The sequence below is a fragment of the Coxiella-like endosymbiont of Rhipicephalus sanguineus genome, from assembly GCF_018687865.1.
The window spans coordinates 17,459-36,743 of record NZ_NIQB01000094.1 but is presented as its reverse complement, the minus strand read 5'-3'; the positions used below and the strand labels follow the sequence as shown (position 1 = coordinate 36,743).

Sequence of the window (19,285 nt, the reverse complement as noted above, 5' to 3'; positions counted from 1 at the left end):
CAGAACAGGGTGACTTGTAACAAGGCTGTTACTCCACCTTCCCTTGAATTGCAAGAGAGAAAACAGCCTATGTCATCTAAATTCCTAGTTTCAATAGTAAGTTTGTGTGTTGCTAGTGCTTTAACTTCTTCGTTGGCAGCAACAAATCAACAAATCAACAAGCGAATTGACTATCTTCAGGAACAAATCAATCAACTTCGAGCACAGAAAAAACGAACTCAAAACAAACCCACTCATACACACCATTATCAAGAGTACACCTGCCCAAATGGTAAATGTGTCTACCATACCTCTCGTTTAGGGATAGGCCCCTATCTAAATACCCAAGAGGTTTTTGATGGGTCAGAACTTATCATCAATACTCCCACCGTCCGAGAAGATGCTCGGATACTTCTTAACCAGTATAAATTGGAACAGGAATGTAGCGAGATGGGAATCCCAACTCCTCCCCTCCCACGTGTAATCTTTAGTGGAAAATTGGAAGGCCAGCTAGCTTATGGGAGCACTTACGCGGGATTAAGAACGGCAAATATCAACTTTAGTGGTGCAGAATTGGATACCTATATTCAAGGAAATCTGTGGGTATCTGGTTATATGGCCTTAGATTACGATCCCGATGAGTTGGTAGACGGATCACGTGTATTTATGAATCGCGCTTTTGTTACGATCGGAAATCTAAGTCAATTTCCTTTTTATACAAGTATTGGTCAAGTGTATGTAGCGTTTGGGCGGTATAACAGTTTAATGATCAGCTCCCCAGTGACTTTGGGACTCGGACGAACCCGTGCTCGCGCTTTGACAGTTGGCTACCAAACTGATAAGAACGCTTTGCATGCTGAAGTATATGGTTATCAAGAACTAACCAACAATCTGTCTCGTAGTAATCAAAACAATCAATGGGGGACGGATATTGGTTACGAATTTAATAATGGAGGTCGCGTAAGTGGCGAAGTGGGGGCAAGCTTGATTTCTAACCTCGCAGATTCACAAGGAATGCAAGCCACGGTGTTTTTGCATGATGAAACCTTGCATCATACCGCGCAAGCAATTAATTTTTATGGAAGCCTTGCCATTAACCCTGTAGTTTCATTGCGGAATATGTAGGGGCTTTAAGGAGTTTTGACTTTGCTGATGTCAGCTTTGGCAACCAAGGGCTCGCCCTACTGCTTTCCACGCCGAAGCAAACTACACCTTCCATACGGGTTCAAAGCCTAGCTCTCTTGGCATTGGGTACGGGCACACCACCCAAGCTTTAGCTCTAGGCCTACCTAAAAACCGCTATAGCATTTTCTATAACGTTAGTACTTGGAGAGATACGAATTTTGCTTTGGAATATCGACACGATATTAATTACTCGCGAAACGCAATCAGTACCAGAATCAATCCTATCGCCTCAGGTATTGCTGCTGATTTAGGCAAAAGCGATAACGTTGTAACGGCGCAATTTGACTTTTATTTCTAAAAAACAGTCCGTTGGCTTAAAAATCAACCCCCTCTTTTTTTCAGAAGAGGGTTTTTTAGAGGGGTTTTCTTTTTTTAGTTTGATAAAATTCAAATCCCAAATTTTATGACCTAATCGTCTTCTGCGTTTTTCAAATTTGATAATGCTACCATAATCTCTTGAGGTAAAAATCCCCCCCCGTTAGGTTTTCTAAGCACTAAATCGCTTACAACAGGCATCATTTGCATCGCATAAGTCCTCCCAATTCGTAGCCAACCATAATCGACCACCCTTCTTAAGCTTTTGAGCAGCTAAGGATCGGAAGAGAAAATATTTATTTGGGAAAGTGTTTTATCTGCAACTCCTTCTTACAACACTTCTACAGCATCTTGTTGGCAGATACGAACGATTCTAAATGCCCTCTCTGCTTTTAGAAGCTGACATCAGCCGTTGGCGATACCCGGGTCCCGGTGTACACCTCTATCCCAAGAAAATTAAGGTTGAGATTCATTTTGGCCATGGCTAATAAAGCTTGCCCATTACAAAACCAATTTCTACTATTATCTCACCACTTCTTGAATTTTTTTTGAATCAATCAGTTTTGAGAAAAATTGATCCCATACGTTGGCCATAGAGATTCCAAGACAAATTTTTGTCCTGGAGTAAGATATGCCCTTCGCAACAAACAAAAATGTGAATAGTTCGCTTGATAGCTTTATCATTCATTAAACTGGATTTTTAATTTCGAATTCGGTAGCATTTTACTCATAGCATTTTACTCAACAGGCAGCCTGCATTTTATGTGAGTCTCCTGTCTAAGACAAGAAGCCTAGCTGAGAACTCTAATTTTATGTAGTTTTGCGGGTGTAGTTTAATGAGTAGAACATAAGCTTCCCAAGCTTAGAACGTGGGTTCGATTCCCATCACTCGCTCATTATTTATTAAATGGGGGAAGATTATGCACAATTTTCTTTAAGATTCTAGCTGGCATTTTGACTGTCATCGTTACAGTATTTGTTATCTCAGTCATTATTTTAATAAAGGTAGTCAATCCAAACGATTACAAAAAATCGCATCGACCAATTCGTCTACAATGAAACAAGCCATCATTTGATCTTAAAAGGCAACATGGGATGGTCCTTTATCCCTCATTAGGAGGGGATCTTAAGCAAGTAGAATTAACTAACCCTCAAGAATTTCCTGGACTAAATTTAGCCCAAAAATGAATTTATTGCTCAAGCAAAAGCGCCTTACTCAACCGTCAAACACCACACCACCTCTTTTGAAGAATAATAAAGAAACTACTTTTCTACGCTGACAGGCACTTACACCATTGAAAAAGGTATTGTCCAAAATAAGGACCTTAAAATGGACAAAGGTCAAGTGAGAGCAACCGGGTTAGACTTTATCAATTTGCCTAATAATAATCCTAATAATAATATTGATTACAAGCTAACAGCAGACTACATGAAACGAGGGGACCAACAAACCCAATTTGAAGTGCCTATTCTTAATTAGAGGCACGCTTAGTTCCCCCAACATTCGGCCTGACTTATCAAGTTTAGCCACAAAAGTATTAGCTAATGAAATTAAAAAAAGTAGAAAAATATACAGATAAGATTGGCAAGAAATTGAATCTAGATAAATTTATTAAAAATTTATTAGGAATGGATTCCCAACAATTTTCACAGACTGTATTGCTTTGGTTTAAGCATTTTGGCCGCCACGATCTTCCTTGGCAAAAGGATACCACTCCTTATCGAGTCTGGGTTTCCGAGATTATGCTGCAACAAACACAAGTTGTGACAGTAATCCCCTACTTCAAACGTTTTATGGATCGATTCCCAACTCTTACAACTTTAGCTTTGGCAAATATTGATGAGGTTCTTGCTCATTGGTCGGGCCTAGGTTACTACGCCCGTGCCCGTAATCTTCATCACACCGCGCAAATTATTCACAAAAAATATCAGGGTCAATTTCCTACTACAGTAGAAAATTTGACCTTATTACCCGGTATCGGCCAATCGACGGCAGGGGCCATTTTATCATTGGGGATGCATCGATATGCGGTGATTTTGGATGGTAATGTAAAGCGTGTGTTAGCTCGTTACCATGCTTTGAATATCCCAATTAATCAATCGGATGGGATTAATTTATTATGGGATTTAGCAAAAAAATACACTCCTCGAAAGGACTGTTGGAATTACAATCAAGCCATGATGGATATTGGCGCTATGATATGCACCCGCACAAAACCTAAGTGCGCTCTTTGTCCTTTAAAAAAAAACTGTTCTGCTAATCAACAAGCTCGTCAAACCGAACTTCCTATCAAGAAACCCAAAATAAATCGACCACGCAAAAGCATCTATTTAGTCTTACTGCAAAATACCAAAGGGCATATTCTGTTGGAAAAACGGCCTTCCGTAGGAATATGGGGCGGATTATGGAGTTTTCCGGAATGTCCTATAGATGAAAATATCGAAAGTTGGTGTCGGAAAAAATTTAATATTGGCGATACTATCAAACTCGAACGATGGAACTCTTTTTTTCACAAATTTAGCCACTTTGAGCTAGAAATTAAACCAATTTTACTGCAGATTAGCGTGAGAGCTTCACAAATTATGGAAGGTGGATTCCAAATCTGGTATAAAAAAAACTCTCCTGCCGGGAGGTGTTGCTGCACCAGTAGCACGATTACTTGAACAATTAAAGCACGATAAATAATATGACCCGCCGTATCTTCTGTCAAAAACTAGGTAAAGAGGCTGATGCGCTAAATTATCAACCCTATCCGGGCGAATTGGGACAACGCATTTACAAACAAATTTCTAAACAAGCTTGGGAAGCCTGGCTTTCTCATCAGACCATGCTAATTAATGAATATCGCCTGAGTCTCATTGACCCCAAAGCTCGTTATTTCCTCCAACAAGAGATGGAAAAATTCCTCTTTGGAACGGAAAGTGAGAAGCCGCCAGGTTACCTTGCTGAAGAAACTTAACCGCTCTTATTCACATGACAACTAAGCTCTCCTGCATCTTTTCTGCACAGAGGAATATGATGTTGCTGGCAAAAATGTTCCGATACTAATTGGCATGGTGGATCAGGTTCGCTCTGGAAAGCAACAGTAAGACAAGTCTCCTGATCTTTAATATGGTATTGAAAGGAAGGCAACTGGGCGATAAAGAAAGCGGCACGCAGGAAAGCGTATCAAAATACAAACTAATAAGGCGATGAAGAGAAGTTTACATCTTGTGGTATGCACAGGCGCACCAAGGATATTCTTCTGAGGAAACCATCTTCATCAGGGCCTCAAAGAAAATAATTCTCTTAGGCATAGACAGAAATATTAACCACTAGCATTAAGCATAAACACTACATTAAAGAGCGTACTCTCATGTTAAATCCTATTTTTTATATAAATTTAGGATATTGGCGATACTAATCAATACTAATGATATTGACTTTAAAGGCAAGCTCAAGCACTATAAGGCCCTCGGCTCGGCCAGATAGCTCAGTCGGTAGAGCAGGGGACTGAAAATCCTCGTGTCGGCAGTTCAATTCTGCCTCTGGCCACCATGAAATCAATATAGTACACTGCATTTTTTACTTCCACAAAATTCGATGTGGAAGAATTGTGGAAGTCGCAATGTCATACGGAACAAGGTTAAGGTTGAGGGGTTCGTTTTTCTTCCACATACTTTCTCTGCAGCTTCCAATGGTTTTCCAAAAATAAAATTTTCTCAGTAAAAAAATTGTTTTATATTTCGATAAATGCTTGCGTTTAGACATATTTGTGTTTAGACATATTATTTTCTCCGAGTAGTTTTTTTATTGGTGCGGCTTACTAACGGGAGCCTCACTGAAACTGTGCCATAAGACACCGATAAGCGATAACGGATTTAATGATAAGGCAGCATCTCTACCTCATGGTTTTAAACGACTGAATTAGAAAACGCTTTTTAAAATCAGATCGACTTTATTACGCTTTTTATGGGACATTTGTAGTTCCTTTTACTTTTGCAATTAAAAATTTTGGTACTCCATATCAACGAAAGCGGAATTGTGTTGGTTCGGTAGATTCTCAATTTTTGAAACTCTGCCAATATACTTTTTAATTTATCGTGACAAGAACTCTTTATCGTGACAAGAACTCTATCAAACTGACTCGGTTGTGAAGATCTAATACGGAATCTTTAGTTTTTTCTTACTTGCTTTGATCTTTAGCTTGTATCTTCTAGTTAATATCTGAGCTAGTTACTTAAAAACCATGTTTTGTTAATCAAGAAACTTGAGATCCTGTTCCGCAAGTGAGATCAAGAACAATCTTTAACTTATATTTCTTCAATATTTTTCTATCGTTTTATTTGTAATTGCATAGCAAGATTCATTAAATACATTATAATTTTTTTACTCTCATTGTAATGCGTTAGTTTTGTGTTTTTTTAATGGAGATAGAAAAAATTATCAATCTCATTCTATAGACAAACGATAAGAAACATATTCATTATCTAAGTTAAAACCATAATTCTCATAAACTGTAAGAACGTCGAGATTGTTATGGTCAGTTTTTAGAATAATTTGAAATACACAATTTTTTATACAAAATTATTTGACGTGATTAAGCAAGGCCTTCCCATAGCCCTTGCCTCTGTGCATTTCGTCAATATACAAGTTTTGAAAGATCAAAATTTTACTGAGCGATAAGCTGCTAAATAATGGATAGAGCTAAGAAATCCTAACGACATGATGATGTTTAGGGTCTGAAGTGTCATATGCAAGAAATGCTATAACTTCTTATTGACGTAAACATGTCTTAACAAACGAAATATTTTTTATCTCTCATATAAGTTCTTATAAAAAATTTAATAAGCTTCTAAATAACCTTCTAATAGCGGAGTAATGCTCTATGTCATGTTCGTTAGCTTGATCAAGAATCTCTAAATCGTAAAAACAGTTATATATATGAAATAAAATTTCATGTAAAACTAATTATTTTTTTATTATGAACCCAACTAATTGCTTTCTTTTCAGATATCTTTAGATAATCCCAATTGTTTTTAAGGTATCCACGTCGGTCATTGACAAATTGTTCTGATAGACAAGTTTTTAAATCTGCATATTTTCTTCCTTCATGAATGAGGCTTCATCGATGAGATTTTAGATAATCACGGAAATGATATCTGGCTATCTCTGGGTTTGCTACTTGAAATATATAAATATGATGCCTTCGTTTATCTTCACACTTAACAAAAAATCAACGGCTAGAAATATTATATTCATCCTACTCTTTGTATTCTAACTTTTCTATCTGATCATTACATTTATCAACTTGCTCTATATTCTTAAATTTAAAAACAATGTCGATTGTTGGTTTAGCAGAAAGACCTGGTACTGATGTACTACCGATATGATGAATTGCAAAAAAAATTATCAGAAAAAATGATTTAATTCGTTCATCTTCTTCCTTAAACTAGTTTGGACAATCAGGATTATAATATAGTACCACTTCTCAATAATTTGTTTTATTTTATTAAAATTAAATCCTCTATGTCATTGGATGCTGATTTAAAAATTGACCTATCCCTTCGTTTCTCAACTTGGAAGAAGGGCAGTCATTACAGCCTAACGCAGGAATATTGCGATAATAGGTCACTGTTTTCTTGAGCAGATATTTCAATATACCCAACTGATATTCCAATTCCATGGTTTCCTTTTTTGTCATTTCGAAAACTGTTCGTATTTCAAAATTATCTCGGTTTAAATCAATTTGCATAATTTTTAAATAAATCTATGTAGTCACGATTGCAATCGCCATAACCTGAACTAGCAGATTCACTTCCTATATAATACCCATATAAATACATTGAGCGCCAAGATGCTGCGCGTGAATAGAAGCTAGCCTTTGCCCATTAATCCAATTACGACTAATCACTAACGTGTTCGCAGGCTTTTCCTGCTGCTCATCTTTAATTTCCGCTATACTATCAATCAAAGCATTATGAGTATTTTTTTTCAAATAATCGATCAATAGATAACTTAACATGATCCACATTTTACTCTTCACAAATTTCTCTCGCATGTTCCAATTCCGATGAATGAGGTTATCCATATTTAAAGGATATACTTAATATATTTCTCGAACTAAACTTCTTAAAGGCTACCGCTAAACACAAGGATGAATCCATACCATCCGAATGAACAATAATCATTTTTTTCTTCATTTACTTCCTGGATCTTAAAATTTATGAATTTAATTCTTAACATCTCCTAGATTTTATAATGTATACCCGATATCATGTATCAAGCTCCTAAATTTGGGATAGCCATGGGAGACCTTCGCACTGTGTTGTAATTTGGTGTTTTCGGAATGTTAGGATAACTCCAAACGTGAACCACTTTTTTCTTCTGCCTCATAATCATGAGAAAGCAAGGGAGCCAATTCTAAATTAGCAACTAATATGGACTGTTCTCCTAATATTTTTCAAATGAGAGTTATTAATTAAATATCTTCTAAGCCATTAAAATAATATCACAGTGCCTTTTTCAATATCAGTTTCTTCCATTCTAAGCTGATCCTCGTCCGACAAGCGGAGGTAGTATTTATTCCAAGAGATAATTGTGATCGCGCCAGTAATAACGGTCAAATCTTTATAATCAGCATCGGTTTTTTTGATAAGCTTCTTGCCCACGACTGAAGATGGTTTGATATATCATTAAAATTACATTATCCGTTAACAGTTGAAGGCTTTCATAACCAAACCGAAGGTACACTGCACAGATGGTTTCATCCGATACCCATGATTTATTTATAAAAAGAACACTTAAGATGCTATGATTAAAATTTTCAACATTCGATTTAGAAAATTATGAAAAACTGCACAAGTTCTCTCAAAAGTGTTGTACGTTCAACATAAATATTAACTTCTTTCTCTCCGCTCAGTATTTGGGGGAGAAACCCAAGTACTACTCCAGCTAACTATTGGGCAGTACGTACATACAGTCCTTTTTTTCAGCATTGGCTGTCTGGTGAGAAAAGTGGGCCATAGAAAGTTGCTTTTCTGTGATAAGGGCCTTTGTCGTAAAGCCAAAATCCCCTGTAAACGATTGTGTAAATTGCCCTTCTGATAACTCTGCGAGTGCCTCCTGGGGGAACCAATGATAGTAAATCTTACAGTTTACTAACCTTTGTACTTTTAACTCACCTTCTGCCCATTCATCAAACAGTCTCGACATATTTTAATCGCTATCTATAACATAATATTAAATTAATACACACCTATCTCACGACTATTGATTCCGACATCGGTAAGTCTTTATTTTTTTTATAATCATACTCAGAGTTTTCTTGCTAGCAAAACTTAAAGTAGTTAGCCCTGCAATTCCAGTGCAAGAAATTAGTATCTTTGTATTAAAAAATCCTGACCAATTGTTTCCTATTTAAGTTTCCCTAGAAAGAAAACTCTGAATTTTCAATCACGTCAAGGATATGTAATTTACTTCTGAAACCCTAGTTTTGATATCGTCAAAAAAATCGAAATCTTCTCCACGTTACAAAAAAAATTATAAAATTTTCAAATTAATATACCTTAATCAAAAATCAAAAAAGAGAAAAAACTTCCAGCTTGGATATTGAAAAGCTCCGTGAAATACTTAAATATCGTGTTTACACTTTCTTGCGCGGAGATCTCGAAACTATTTTTCTCAATAGTATTAAAAATAAAATTACGATTAAGTCTCGAATATAGATTAAAAATATTATCTAAAAAAAGATAACGTTACTGTCACTTTCAGCGACGGAAGACAAAACAGTTATAATTTAATTGTTTGTGCCAATGGCATTCATTCTAACGTCAAGCAATTAATTTTTAGTGAAGAAAATCAATTTTCTCATTACCTAGGTTATCCTATTAAAGCCTTCATCAAATAAAATACTGCTAATATTTATAATTCATTTTATGCTTATTTTTTCTAGAAAAAGAGATTGCTATTTATTCTGTAGATAATGATAAATTAGATATTTTTTTATTTATAAATTACAGCAATCGCTTTAAGGTAAAGCTAAGAAAAGATTTCACAAACATTTTAAAGAGCTGAATTAGAAAATACTTGATATATTTTAAGCTTAGAGCAAGCTAAAAAAGTTTTTTTGAATACTTTAACATAAATTAAAATGCTGAATTGCTACCAAAACTGCGTTGTATTGGTAGGCAATTCTTGTCAATGTATAACTTTAATGTCAGGACAAGGAACTTCAATGGCAATGGCTAGAAGCTATACTTTATCGATAATTTTAGATCAAAATAGGAGCAATTATCAACGTGCCTTCCATACTTATCAAAAATTACTGAAACTTCCTATCTAACGGAAACAAAAAGACGCTCGTCGTTTTATGTGATCGTTTGTATCTAACACGTGCTTCGAGCTTTTTTACTATTATTTTCTTTCAAAATTTATGACGTTTCCATTTTTTCAAAATTATTTTTTAAAAGTTTATTAAAATAAGATTTGATTTTGACCTAATTAAAAGAGTTAAGTCACTTATATGAGAGTGCCTAGTCATTAGGGTCGTTCTAGTCATTTCAGAGTTAGCACACTATTTTTAGAGCAATTTAATAACATTAAAAATCAAAATGATCTATAAACACTTAAATATAAAACATGAATTAACTGATTAAGCTTCGTATTAATACAAATTTTATCATGCATGATTATGCAAAATCAAATTATTGGGATCAAATTATTGGGATTATTAATAAGAAAATAAATATAATAAAAAAGTGGATTTAATATTTCGATATTATCATAAATCTATATTTATTTTGATTAATAATTTATATAAAGAGTTTGACAATCATTCATACACTCAACAGAATCACTAAGGATCCTGCCATAAAGAGCAATACCTTTGGAAGCAAACAACGAATAATAAATGCAGACAAATGGGCAGCAATCCCTTAACCTACAATTAACCTTATACAATTAACCTTAGTATAATAGGCTAATGGAAAATAGCAATTGCTGTAAAAAAGATGAGAGAAAAACTTACTGCAATAAGAAATTCAGCGAGATTGGTTTGTATACCTTGGCTCTTCATTATCTTGCGCCAGAAGAGATGATAAGACGATTGTCCCCCATCCCGCCACCACCAACCACATCAGAAAATCCATCTGAAATACTGATCGGAATAAGGAGGTATAATCGGTGAGCACGCTTTTCTTGTCTAATAGTCTAATATTTTATGGATTAGCTGAATTATATTTTTCATCCAATTAATTTTATGAAATACTCGATATAAGATGATTACTCCGATTCCAAATAAATAAATAGAAACAATGAGCTTGATAATATTTTCAGCTACTTTTATTAAAAAAATAGGCTCCAATGATACTCTACCGATAATTCTCAGAAGAATAAAGCGACGAAATAAACGGTAATCATAAATATTTTTAAACATAGCATGTGATAAGTCTGAAATACCCGTTGTTAGAATTTCAGCAGCATGAATTGCTCCACTCACAGCTCTTAGAGCAATTTCCATGGAAAGCAATATGCTTATACTAATGATGATGTAAGCCATCCGTAATGCACCATCGATAATCTGCATCAAAAATCCAATGCCTAAAAATATTGAAAATTCTAACAAGGTTACTCCTTTCGACCTGTAATTTTAATTTAAAATATTTTCTAAAAAACGTGACCAAATTCTCCTTGATAATAAATCGGATCGATCTCAAAAGTGGGCTGGGATACAGGATAAGTTTTGGCATATTTTCCTTATAGAGCTTTGAAAATCTCTTGCAATTCAAGATTGTCCTCTATAAAGAGCAAAAGCGCCCCTACGCCAATGATAATTAAAGGAGCATGAGAAGGAAACATGGGCACGAATCCGTTGGCTTAAAGTGATCAACTGGAACTCTCTTTCTACACAAAATAAGCCTAAATGGATACAAATAAGGCTATTTTGATTCTGCAAGGAACTACGTTTGAGGAAAGTCCGCATCGGAAATTTTCTTTAACCCTGATTTACGTTGCTTCCCTTGTAATTTTTGTAGAAAGACAATATCAGCATTCAGGAAATGCAGTACTTCACAAATATCGGGCAGCACAAAACGACGATTGCAAACACTAAACCTCTTATGGATATTATTAAGAAATAATAAATAGTTAAATTATTTTCATTGGTTTTCAGACTTTCCATAGCCTTCGCCAATTTGTGTAAATCTTAGCCACCTCTCTATCTATTGAATTCATATTATAATTAGGTTATAATAAAAATATGGTTGCGAATAATCCACCATTACCTTTGTTTGATTCACTAGAATATGTCAAAAAGCAAACACTTTCCTCATCTCTTTATCCTGAGTACAACCAAAACGATATCGAAAAAGCCTTGAATTTTTTGAAATGTTACACAGGTAGCCAAGGAACTTTTAATTCTTATAGACGCGAAATTGAGCGCTTGCTGCATTGGTGTACGCTAGCTGTTAAAAAAAGCTTAAATGAAATAAAACGGGAGGATATAGAAGCCTTTGTGGTCTTTTGTCAAAATCCTCCCCAAAATTGGATTGGGATTAGCAAACTTCCTCGCTTTATTATCAAAGAAAGTAAACGTATTCCTAATGCAAAATGGCGGCCTTTTGTAGTTACTCTTTCTAAAGTGCAGCATCGAAAAGGTCAGCAGCCCAAAATAAAAAATTTTGAACTCTCTCAAGGAGCTTTAAGAGAACTCTTTGCAATTTTAAGCAGTTTTTTTAATTATCTTTTACAAGAAGAATATATAAGAGCTAACCCCGTCGCGCTGATCCGCCAAAAAAGCAAGTTCATCCAAAAAATTCAAGGCCAACCTAAAATAAGACGACTTTCAGAACTACAGTGGTATTATGTCATAAACACTGCCACAACCTTAGCCGATAAGAATCCAGAAATCCATGAACGGACTCTTTTTATCTCGTCAATCCTTTATTCCATGTATTTACGGATATCCGAATTGATAGCAAGCCCGCGTTGGATGCCTAAAATGAATGATTTTTTTCGTGATAACAATGGTAATTGGTGGTTTGTGACCGTGGGTAAAGGTAATAAACAGCGGCAAATTGCTGTAAGTGAAGCCATGTTAGAAGCCCTCAAACGATGGCGAAAACATCTTAATTTATCGCCGCTGCCTTCTCCCGCTGATAATTCACATCTGCTGCCACGAATAAAGGGGAAAGGGCCTATTAAGAGTACTAACTCTATTCGAAAAATTGTCCAATACTGCTTTGATCAGGCTGTTTATCAGTTAAAAGAAAACGGCTTTGAAGAAGAAGCTGAAGCGCTCCTTGAGGCCACCGTTCATTGGCTTAGACACACAGGCATCTCCGAAGATGTAAAAATTCGTCCGCGTGAACATGTGCGTGATGACGCCGGTCACAGTTCGAGCGTTATTACGGATAAATATATCGACATTGAATTACATAAACGCCATCAATCCGCTAAAAAGAAGTCAATTTATTAACGAAGCGGCGATTTTTGTTAGGTAAGCGCAATGCTAACAAAAAAACTACTAAAAGCGATTATCGCGACCATATACACCATATATATGGCAACACTGAAGGCTAAAGTATAAAGCATGAATAGCTGGCTTCATGAATAGCTGGCTTGATAAATAATATTTAAGAGATGGGAAGATAAATGTGCTAATGTGCTATTGCTTGCTTTTCTGAGAGAGTCCCAGTCAAAATTCCGTTTATTTGTGATTCATGAAGTTGGGCTATTGGGCCTAGTGAGCAAGGAAGGAAGATAAATAAGTCGTCTCGTCTGTTCACATGAAAAGTAACTGAGCCTATCAAAGCAAGTCCTAGAGAACTTCCGAGTTGCCGAAAGCCCCCAATATTCCATCACCAATCCCTCTTTGATGAGGAAACACGGTGGAAAGACCTGTAACCATTGAGCATGAAATCAGGAGTGGAGTAGCAAAACCTAAGGCAAGAAAACTAGGAAATATCCAAATATATTCATATATTTCTGGGTCCATGGTGTTGCTCGAACTTATATTATACCACAAGAAGGGCTCTCCCACGCTAATGGATAAGCGTAGGCCTAAACTATCACTCCTGCAATGGGTCCTATAAAAATTAAAGGAATGGTTACCGGTAACATCAAAAAACCAGCTAAAGCCTAGCTAACATTGGACCAAACTGCAAAATATCTTGAATAAAAATCATGCTGCCTGTATCAAAATCAATACTAATAACGCCTTGGAAAAAGCTATTTTTAAAAATTCTAAGTTTCACAAGTGGATTTTTTAACCAACACTCCAGTACTAGAAAGAGAAACCTGGTTAATAAACTCGTTATCAAAAGGCCCTAAATTATCAGTGAACGCCACCCCAAAGAAGGAGCTTCCATAAAAGTTAAAATAAAACTAGATAAACAAATAGCTAACAAAGCAAACCCAAGCCAATCGATAGAAATTCTTTCTTGGCACTGAGTTTTAGGAAAGTTTTAGGAAAAGATTTCAAGAATGACAATGGCTCCCTATCGCGGGAATGATAAAAGCACCCCTAATTCCCTGAATAGCTCGACTAACGATAACCCATAGCCCTAACTGAGCCATCGCACACAAGAGCGATGCCAGAATAAAAATTAAAAATGATCGTTCCTCCCAAAAACGCGCGATGACGACCGATTAAATCTCCAATCTTTACTCCAAAAATTACGACAGCTGCTAAACTCAAAACATAGGCATTGATTATTCAATGTATAATACATGACTACTGGTATTCAGATTACGCTTCATCTGGGGAAGCACAACAGAAACTGCTACTGTTTAATGAATAAAAACTAATGAAAATGCTGTTGCCATTGCAACTAAAACTCAGCATTTTTGATTACTATTATTTTACTAGAGTAAAGCCAAAATACCAAAAGCATTTAGAAGCAAAACCTGGAATTGCTTACGTGGTACCAGTCGATAGCCCGAGTAATTAATTTCAGAGAATCCAATGAGAAATCTCAATTATTAGAAATCTTAATCCAAAATTTTGATAGGCTTTAATTAGCGGTAGTAATGAAGTTATTAACGCAATGTGGAACAACATTCCTCTCTTGAAGACACTTTTTTTGTGGACAAATAATTTCTTTGGCGACTTACGGGTTGGGAAGTTTAGCATGCGATTAATACTTCTGCTAGCCTAGCAGATCAAATCAATAATTTTCAACACGCCTTAGCGAGCAGCCAGGTTAACATTATAAAAGAGATATGGAAGAGCAATCTGATTATAAGCTAGTGGGCCATGGGTAAGCGTACTTAACTAATTCTGAAGAAAGAAATTGGGAAAATTCTACACTTTTAAGAGATGTCGCTATTAATTTTCTATATGCTTTAATAAGCGACTGTAAGGAGATAGTCAGTGTTTTTTGGTATAACTATCATGGGTTGCCAGCTTATGTTCGTGAAGAAAATAATACGAAAAATAATATCGTTCTTTCATTACTACTAGCGGCGTTTAGAAGCACATTAAAAAATGATGATAGTTACTTTGCAAAGGCTCTATGGATAGAAAAGATACAACAACTCTATATTAATTAAGTTTCTTTAGAGCAATGTATTGAAGATTATAAAGCCAGCTTATGCATTTAGATTTTGGAAAATAAGTAGCTTTCTTTAGGAGAATGAAGAATTAAAAAACTAGTTTTGGGGATTTGAAATCAATTTCGGCACACAAAGAAAAACAGCTTCCTATATTACATTGCTCAAAAATTTAAGTTCGTATTAGCCAGCCGTCAATTAGCACACATAAAATGCACTTTGGTTAAATAACAATCGATTGCACGACCTCATTGCTTCTTCTAATTATTTTCCGATAAAAAAGATCTCTTTTTTAATTTTTTAAAGAATTGGTCTCCAAATAGTTTCAGTACCTTCACCACAAAATTTATCGACATACTGGATTTAAATACCATTAAGGACACTTTAAGCCATGATCGGATGCGAAATTCGATAAATGAAACAATTCTGTCTCTTCTCCAAAAACGATTAGGCAATTAAATGATTCAGAAGCTCTTAGTGCTTCAAGACGAAGCAGATTAAACCCTAGCTTGTTTTTTGTCTTACCCCATGATGGAAGAAATTACACTGAGCAGTTCAAATTTAATGATAAAATTGAGCTAATAAGAAAATTATTCAGATTCTTCCATCCATTTAGTTAGCGCATCCACAATCTTTTGTGCCTGCTCATTGCTAGAAATAGTAAACTTGTAGCGCTGTTTAAATTCACCAGCACGTTTTTGATAGCGCCGAATGGTATAACTCACCGGATTATAAGCTTGTTTCGATCGGTTCCAGGTTTGGATCTTATAAAGAATAGTGCACCAGGCACCTTTTGTTAAGATGACTTTATCAAGCTGTCTAAGCGTAACAATACCATCTTCAACATATTCGACTGTTAAATCATCAATTCTTTCCGACACGATTCTTCCTCCTACTTTAAATAAGTGATATACGTTCGCTTTGGGAGGTTGTCAAGTATTGACTCTTAGTGATCATTATTGAAAAAAAGTATAGAGGCCGCGTATAATAACTCTCTTCGTTAGTAGGATGGCTTTCAAAAACGACTAATTCTTTGTCTGTAGTGAACAGATTATCACAGAGGATTGAATTAAAGTTTGTGATAACGCGGCGTAATTTTTCTAACGTAATATGGAGCAAGTAAAGGCGACCCTCGCTTTCAAGCTCCACCTTTTCAGCCAATCCATTTATCCCATGAAAAAAGCTCATTAAGGCTGCTGGAGTTTTCCAGCTAAGCTGCTACAATTTTAGTTTTTTTTAGGAGGGAAATAGTCTATCTTCATATGGGGCTATTAGCGTTGTGATATCGTTGCTGCTATTTCACTTATGTTGAGCATCCTTATTGGAGCTGTGCCTTTTTCAAAGGTTTATTCAGGCTTTAGTAAGCCTGCAATTATTACTGTAGCTTGTGTAATGATTATTTCTCAAGTAATTACGTGTTCGGAACTGGTAGATTTTATTGTTCACAAAATTACGTTTGCCACTAAAAGTCAGATCCTCCATCTAGCGATTTTATCAATAATTAGCAGCACATTATCGGCCTTTAATGAATAATGTTACAGTGTTCACCTTTGCTCCTATTAATGCCGATTGCCCTAGCGTCAGCCATGGGCGGATTAGTCACCTTAATAGGCGACCCATCCTAACTTACTGATTTTTTGCTTACCACAAAAGTTTTACGGGCAAAACTGTTTGACATTTTTGATTTTGCTTACATTGGATTTTTTGTTGCCATAGAGGAAATTTTATTTATTGCATTGATTCGGCTGGCGTTTGTTGCCTCATCGTAAAGCACCTAAACAAACAGAAGAAATCTTTCAAGTCCAGGACTATTTTACAAAAGTTAAAATTACAGAAAAATCAACGGTAGTGAAAAACACTGTAAATGATTTTGAAAAATTAATTGAAGCCGATTTTTAGATTATCAGATTAATTCGTAGATTATCAGATTAATTTGTAATAAGAAGAAATATTTTGTTTTATCACGCGATAAAAAAAACTCTAAATCGATGATATTTTAATTGTAGAAATTTCTTCAGAAGATTTACAAGATTTTTTACAAGCAGGGAAACTAGAATAGTCAGCGATAGAATGAATGGTTTCTTCAGAAATGTTAAATTCGGAAGAAATCGGCCTCTTGAAGGCGGTAATTCCACCAGGATCGCGAGTAGAAAATCGTTCGTCTAAATTCCTTACAATTGTAGCTCACAATTGTGAAATTGTGAGTAAGCACGCTATCGTATTAATTTATTAGCTATCGCTTGGGAAAGGACCCCTTTTCGCCAACCCCTTCATGAGGAATAGATGTTGGTATAAAAAATGGGCTTTTATTCCCGTAATTATTTTCGCAATAGCGATTTTCCTTTCCACTATGCAATGGGTTCCCCTGGAAGTGTCTTTTGGAGGAGCTGTTCTGGCTTTATTTATTATTGTTTCTCTTGATTTATTATTGCTTCTCTTTCTTCCCACTCGATTAATTTACGAAGGTTATTAACTGGTGGGTAATTGTTTTACTAGGGGTTATGATCCCCGTGGGAGAAGCTTTACAGTCTACCGGCGGGCAGTACGACGGACGCTTATCGCTCATTTTATTCTTTTAATTACCAAGCAATATCCCGCGTTTATCATTTTGGGATTAATTATGATTATTACCATAATCATCTGATTTTATGAACAATGCAGAAACAGCAGTAGTGATGGCTCCTATTGCCGTCGCAGTGGCCAAAACCATCCACGCCCACAGAGATTCCTTTTTTTAATGGCTGTCGCTATAGGAGGAGCTTCATATTCTTTTTTAACTCCTCTGTCGGTTGTTAATTTTATGGGCCTTGGGGGGGTGGGCCCCTTTAAGAAGCTAAAAAAGGAATTTCTAATTCTTTAAAATTCCAAAGGTCATGATCCATCAATTGGCTAGGCTTAAGGCTTAATATTGCTTAGTGCCCGCAAGATGTTACTTGATACTTTTGGATTTTCTTTTGTTAACTCATCAATGAACTGCTTTACTCGCCGATGCATGAGGTTTTCTTAAGAATCACAAAGATTACAAGGAATTAACGGGAAACATTGTTCTTGAGCATATTTAATAATATCTTTTTCCTGACAATAAGCTAAAGGTCGAATAAGGATGTGAGCTTTATTGTCAAGTTAATAATTTGGGTGGCATCGAACGAATTTGACCGTTGTAGAAAACAGAAAGGAGCAATGTTTGAATCAAATCGTCTCAATGATCTCCAGAGGCGATTTTGTTAAGGTCGTGTTCTTCAGAATAGTGATAATAATACCGCAACCTAATCGAGAACATAATGAGCAGTAGGTTTTACCTTCCGGAATTTTATCTTTAACAATGGAATAAGTATCACGAGTGAAGATTTTATAGGGAATTCAATGACTTTTCATCCGTTGACGCAAGGTAGAATCGTTCCACCCGGCTGAGATTGGTCAAGTATAAATGCAAAAATATCAAATTTGTAATTACCCTCGGTGCAAATCAGATTAAGGAGCTTCAAAAGAGTATAAGAATCTTTACCGTCCGATAAACAAACCATTACTCGATCACCTGTATCAATCATACGATAGTCATTCATGGCTTTCTTAGTATAATGAAGCAGAGCTTTTTTCAATAGGAATTTAGCCGATTATAGACAGGTTATATTTACTTCATTCATTACACGAATTCAATGGCTTATGTCTATGGTGAGTATTGCAGGGGTTTTAGAGATAAGCCCCTGGTGGAAAAATCCTAGCTATAGTGAACGTCGGCGAGCGCCATCGAGGCTAAAATGCCCTGCTCCAAGCTCATGATGAAGAAGAGTCCACCGATAATAGAAAAGTTTTTCGTAAGATGCTGCATTTGATTAGTGGCTTCCTGAACTTGATAGGTCCAAAAGGTATGAAAGACAAAAGTCACCGCTAAAACGAAGATTAACAATAAAAACTCAATTTGCCATAATATTTTCTTCTTCAAATAAATTAATTTATAGTATAGCCGGTTATCTCTCTGTTAGTACATACGTTTAGACTGATTGCCGTATGGAAAATATTTTTAAAACAGAACTTATCCGACGATTCAAAACGAATTTTGCCCGGGTAACTCAAATTACCACTCCACACGTAGTGGTAATAACGCTCGCATTTATGCCTGTTAGCACCCATGCATTCGTAAATCATCTGACACCTCACGATTTAACTCTCACAAACAGCCAAATTATTTTAGCTGGGGCAAATTACCCACCCTAGCATATGTTGGTCACTCCTGGTTTGGAAGTTATCGAAACAGCAGGTGGGATGCCATAAACT

At 35.8% G+C, this 19,285-nt stretch carries 15 protein-coding genes, 2 tRNA genes and 4 pseudogenes; 12 read left to right on the top strand and 9 right to left on the bottom strand.

The annotated features are described in order from the left end of the window. The first annotated feature begins 69 nt into the window (after window positions 1-69). The 5 genes and pseudogenes from B1F79_RS05650 (at window position 70) to B1F79_RS05630 (ending at window position 4,439) form a co-directional block, all read left to right on the top strand. Window positions 70-1,462, top strand: a pseudogene (locus B1F79_RS05650) (LbtU family siderophore porin). Window positions 1,463-2,301: 839 nt separating this feature from the next. Further along, a tRNA-Gly gene (locus B1F79_RS05645) sits at window positions 2,302-2,373 on the top strand. 436 nt (window positions 2,374-2,809) lie between these two features. Further along, window positions 2,810-2,959: a hypothetical protein gene (locus B1F79_RS05640; RefSeq protein WP_251366328.1), complete on the top strand. Its 150-nt coding sequence runs from the start codon at window positions 2,810-2,812 to the stop codon at window positions 2,957-2,959. Window positions 2,960-3,024: 65 nt separating this feature from the next. Then, window positions 3,025-4,143, top strand: coding sequence for an A/G-specific adenine glycosylase (gene mutY / locus B1F79_RS05635; RefSeq protein WP_251366327.1), 1,119 nt, complete (start codon window positions 3,025-3,027; stop codon window positions 4,141-4,143). A gap of 23 nt (window positions 4,144-4,166) precedes the next feature. Next, a complete protein-coding gene (locus tag B1F79_RS05630; RefSeq protein WP_251366326.1) occupies window positions 4,167-4,439 on the top strand; it encodes an oxidative damage protection protein in 273 nt (90 codons plus the stop codon). On the opposite strand, the gene B1F79_RS07250 is transcribed toward B1F79_RS05630, so the two are convergent. Then, a complete protein-coding gene (locus tag B1F79_RS07250) occupies window positions 4,436-4,612 on the bottom strand; it encodes a hypothetical protein (RefSeq protein WP_504739183.1) in 177 nt (58 codons plus the stop codon). The two genes, B1F79_RS05630 and B1F79_RS07250, sit on opposite strands and share 4 nt — an antisense overlap. 329 nt (window positions 4,613-4,941) lie before the next feature. Between B1F79_RS07250 and B1F79_RS05625 the strand changes: the two genes are divergently transcribed. After that, window positions 4,942-5,017 (top strand) — tRNA-Phe (locus B1F79_RS05625). A 1,029-nt stretch (window positions 5,018-6,046) separates the two neighbouring features. Here the strand turns inward: B1F79_RS05625 and B1F79_RS07130 are convergent. The 4 genes and pseudogenes from B1F79_RS07130 to B1F79_RS05610 form a co-directional block, all read right to left on the bottom strand. After that, complete coding sequence (locus B1F79_RS07130) at window positions 6,047-6,112, bottom strand: GNAT family N-acetyltransferase (RefSeq protein ID WP_372443165.1); 66 nt, start codon at window positions 6,110-6,112, stop codon at window positions 6,047-6,049. Between the two features lie 610 nt (window positions 6,113-6,722). Further along, window positions 6,723-6,899, bottom strand: a pseudogene (locus B1F79_RS05620) (GrpB family protein); the annotation flags it as partial. Window positions 6,900-6,986: 87 nt separating this feature from the next. Beyond that, a pseudogene (locus B1F79_RS05615) lies at window positions 6,987-7,493 on the bottom strand (7-cyano-7-deazaguanine synthase). A gap of 466 nt (window positions 7,494-7,959) precedes the next feature. Then, a complete protein-coding gene (locus B1F79_RS05610; protein ID WP_251366325.1) occupies window positions 7,960-8,130 on the bottom strand; it encodes a hypothetical protein in 171 nt (56 codons plus the stop codon). A 1,544-nt stretch (window positions 8,131-9,674) separates the two neighbouring features. Here B1F79_RS05610 and B1F79_RS06490 point away from each other — a divergent pair. Next, a complete protein-coding gene (locus tag B1F79_RS06490; RefSeq protein ID WP_285896427.1) occupies window positions 9,675-9,803 on the top strand; it encodes a hypothetical protein in 129 nt (42 codons plus the stop codon). 858 nt (window positions 9,804-10,661) lie between these two features. On the opposite strand, the gene B1F79_RS05605 is transcribed toward B1F79_RS06490, so the two are convergent. Next, the gene (locus tag B1F79_RS05605) at window positions 10,662-11,084 is read right to left on the bottom strand and encodes a hypothetical protein (RefSeq protein ID WP_251366324.1); all 423 of its coding nucleotides are present in this window, start codon (window positions 11,082-11,084) and stop codon (window positions 10,662-10,664) included. A gap of 297 nt (window positions 11,085-11,381) precedes the next feature. Here B1F79_RS05605 and B1F79_RS05600 point away from each other — a divergent pair, with 297 nt between their 5' ends. Continuing rightward, on the top strand, window positions 11,382-11,570 hold the full coding sequence (locus tag B1F79_RS05600) for a hypothetical protein (protein ID WP_251366323.1): 189 nt from the start codon (window positions 11,382-11,384) through the stop codon (window positions 11,568-11,570). A gap of 147 nt (window positions 11,571-11,717) precedes the next feature. After that, window positions 11,718-12,935 (top strand): tyrosine-type recombinase/integrase, encoded by a 1,218-nt coding sequence (locus tag B1F79_RS05595; RefSeq protein WP_251366322.1) that lies wholly within the window; start codon window positions 11,718-11,720, stop codon window positions 12,933-12,935. A 2,665-nt stretch (window positions 12,936-15,600) separates the two neighbouring features. Here the strand turns inward: B1F79_RS05595 and B1F79_RS05590 are convergent. Next, complete coding sequence (locus B1F79_RS05590) at window positions 15,601-15,891, bottom strand: hypothetical protein (protein WP_251366321.1); 291 nt, start codon at window positions 15,889-15,891, stop codon at window positions 15,601-15,603. A gap of 448 nt (window positions 15,892-16,339) precedes the next feature. Between B1F79_RS05590 and B1F79_RS05585 the strand changes: the two genes are divergently transcribed. Beyond that, a complete protein-coding gene (locus B1F79_RS05585; RefSeq protein ID WP_251366320.1) occupies window positions 16,340-16,543 on the top strand; it encodes a hypothetical protein in 204 nt (67 codons plus the stop codon). A 222-nt stretch (window positions 16,544-16,765) separates the two neighbouring features. Then, complete coding sequence (locus B1F79_RS05580; protein ID WP_251366319.1) at window positions 16,766-16,909, top strand: hypothetical protein; 144 nt, start codon at window positions 16,766-16,768, stop codon at window positions 16,907-16,909. Window positions 16,910-17,835: 926 nt separating this feature from the next. On the opposite strand, the pseudogene ttcA reads toward B1F79_RS05580, so the two are convergent. After that, window positions 17,836-18,573, bottom strand: a pseudogene (gene ttcA / locus B1F79_RS05575) (tRNA 2-thiocytidine(32) synthetase TtcA). Window positions 18,574-18,728: 155 nt separating this feature from the next. After that, a complete protein-coding gene (locus tag B1F79_RS05570; RefSeq protein ID WP_251366318.1) occupies window positions 18,729-18,953 on the bottom strand; it encodes a hypothetical protein in 225 nt (74 codons plus the stop codon). 65 nt (window positions 18,954-19,018) lie between these two features. On the opposite strand from B1F79_RS05570, the gene B1F79_RS05565 reads away from it, so the two are divergent. Continuing rightward, window positions 19,019-19,225: a queuine tRNA-ribosyltransferase family protein gene (locus B1F79_RS05565; RefSeq protein ID WP_251366317.1), complete on the top strand. Its 207-nt coding sequence runs from the start codon at window positions 19,019-19,021 to the stop codon at window positions 19,223-19,225. The last annotated feature ends 60 nt before the right edge of the window (window positions 19,226-19,285 follow it).

Coding starts and splice junctions, on each gene's coding strand:
- B1F79_RS05640 (WP_251366328.1), top strand. CDS start 2,810: ATGGACAAAGGTCAAGTGAGAGCAACCGGGTTAGACTTTATCAATTTG.
- mutY (WP_251366327.1), top strand. CDS start 3,025: ATGAAATTAAAAAAAGTAGAAAAATATACAGATAAGATTGGCAAGAAA.
- B1F79_RS05630 (WP_251366326.1), top strand. CDS start 4,167: ATGACCCGCCGTATCTTCTGTCAAAAACTAGGTAAAGAGGCTGATGCG.
- B1F79_RS06490 (WP_285896427.1), top strand. CDS start 9,675: ATGTCAGGACAAGGAACTTCAATGGCAATGGCTAGAAGCTATACTTTA.
- B1F79_RS05600 (WP_251366323.1), top strand. CDS start 11,382: ATGGATACAAATAAGGCTATTTTGATTCTGCAAGGAACTACGTTTGAG.
- B1F79_RS05595 (WP_251366322.1), top strand. CDS start 11,718: ATGGTTGCGAATAATCCACCATTACCTTTGTTTGATTCACTAGAATAT.
- B1F79_RS05565 (WP_251366317.1), top strand. CDS start 19,019: ATGGAAAATATTTTTAAAACAGAACTTATCCGACGATTCAAAACGAAT.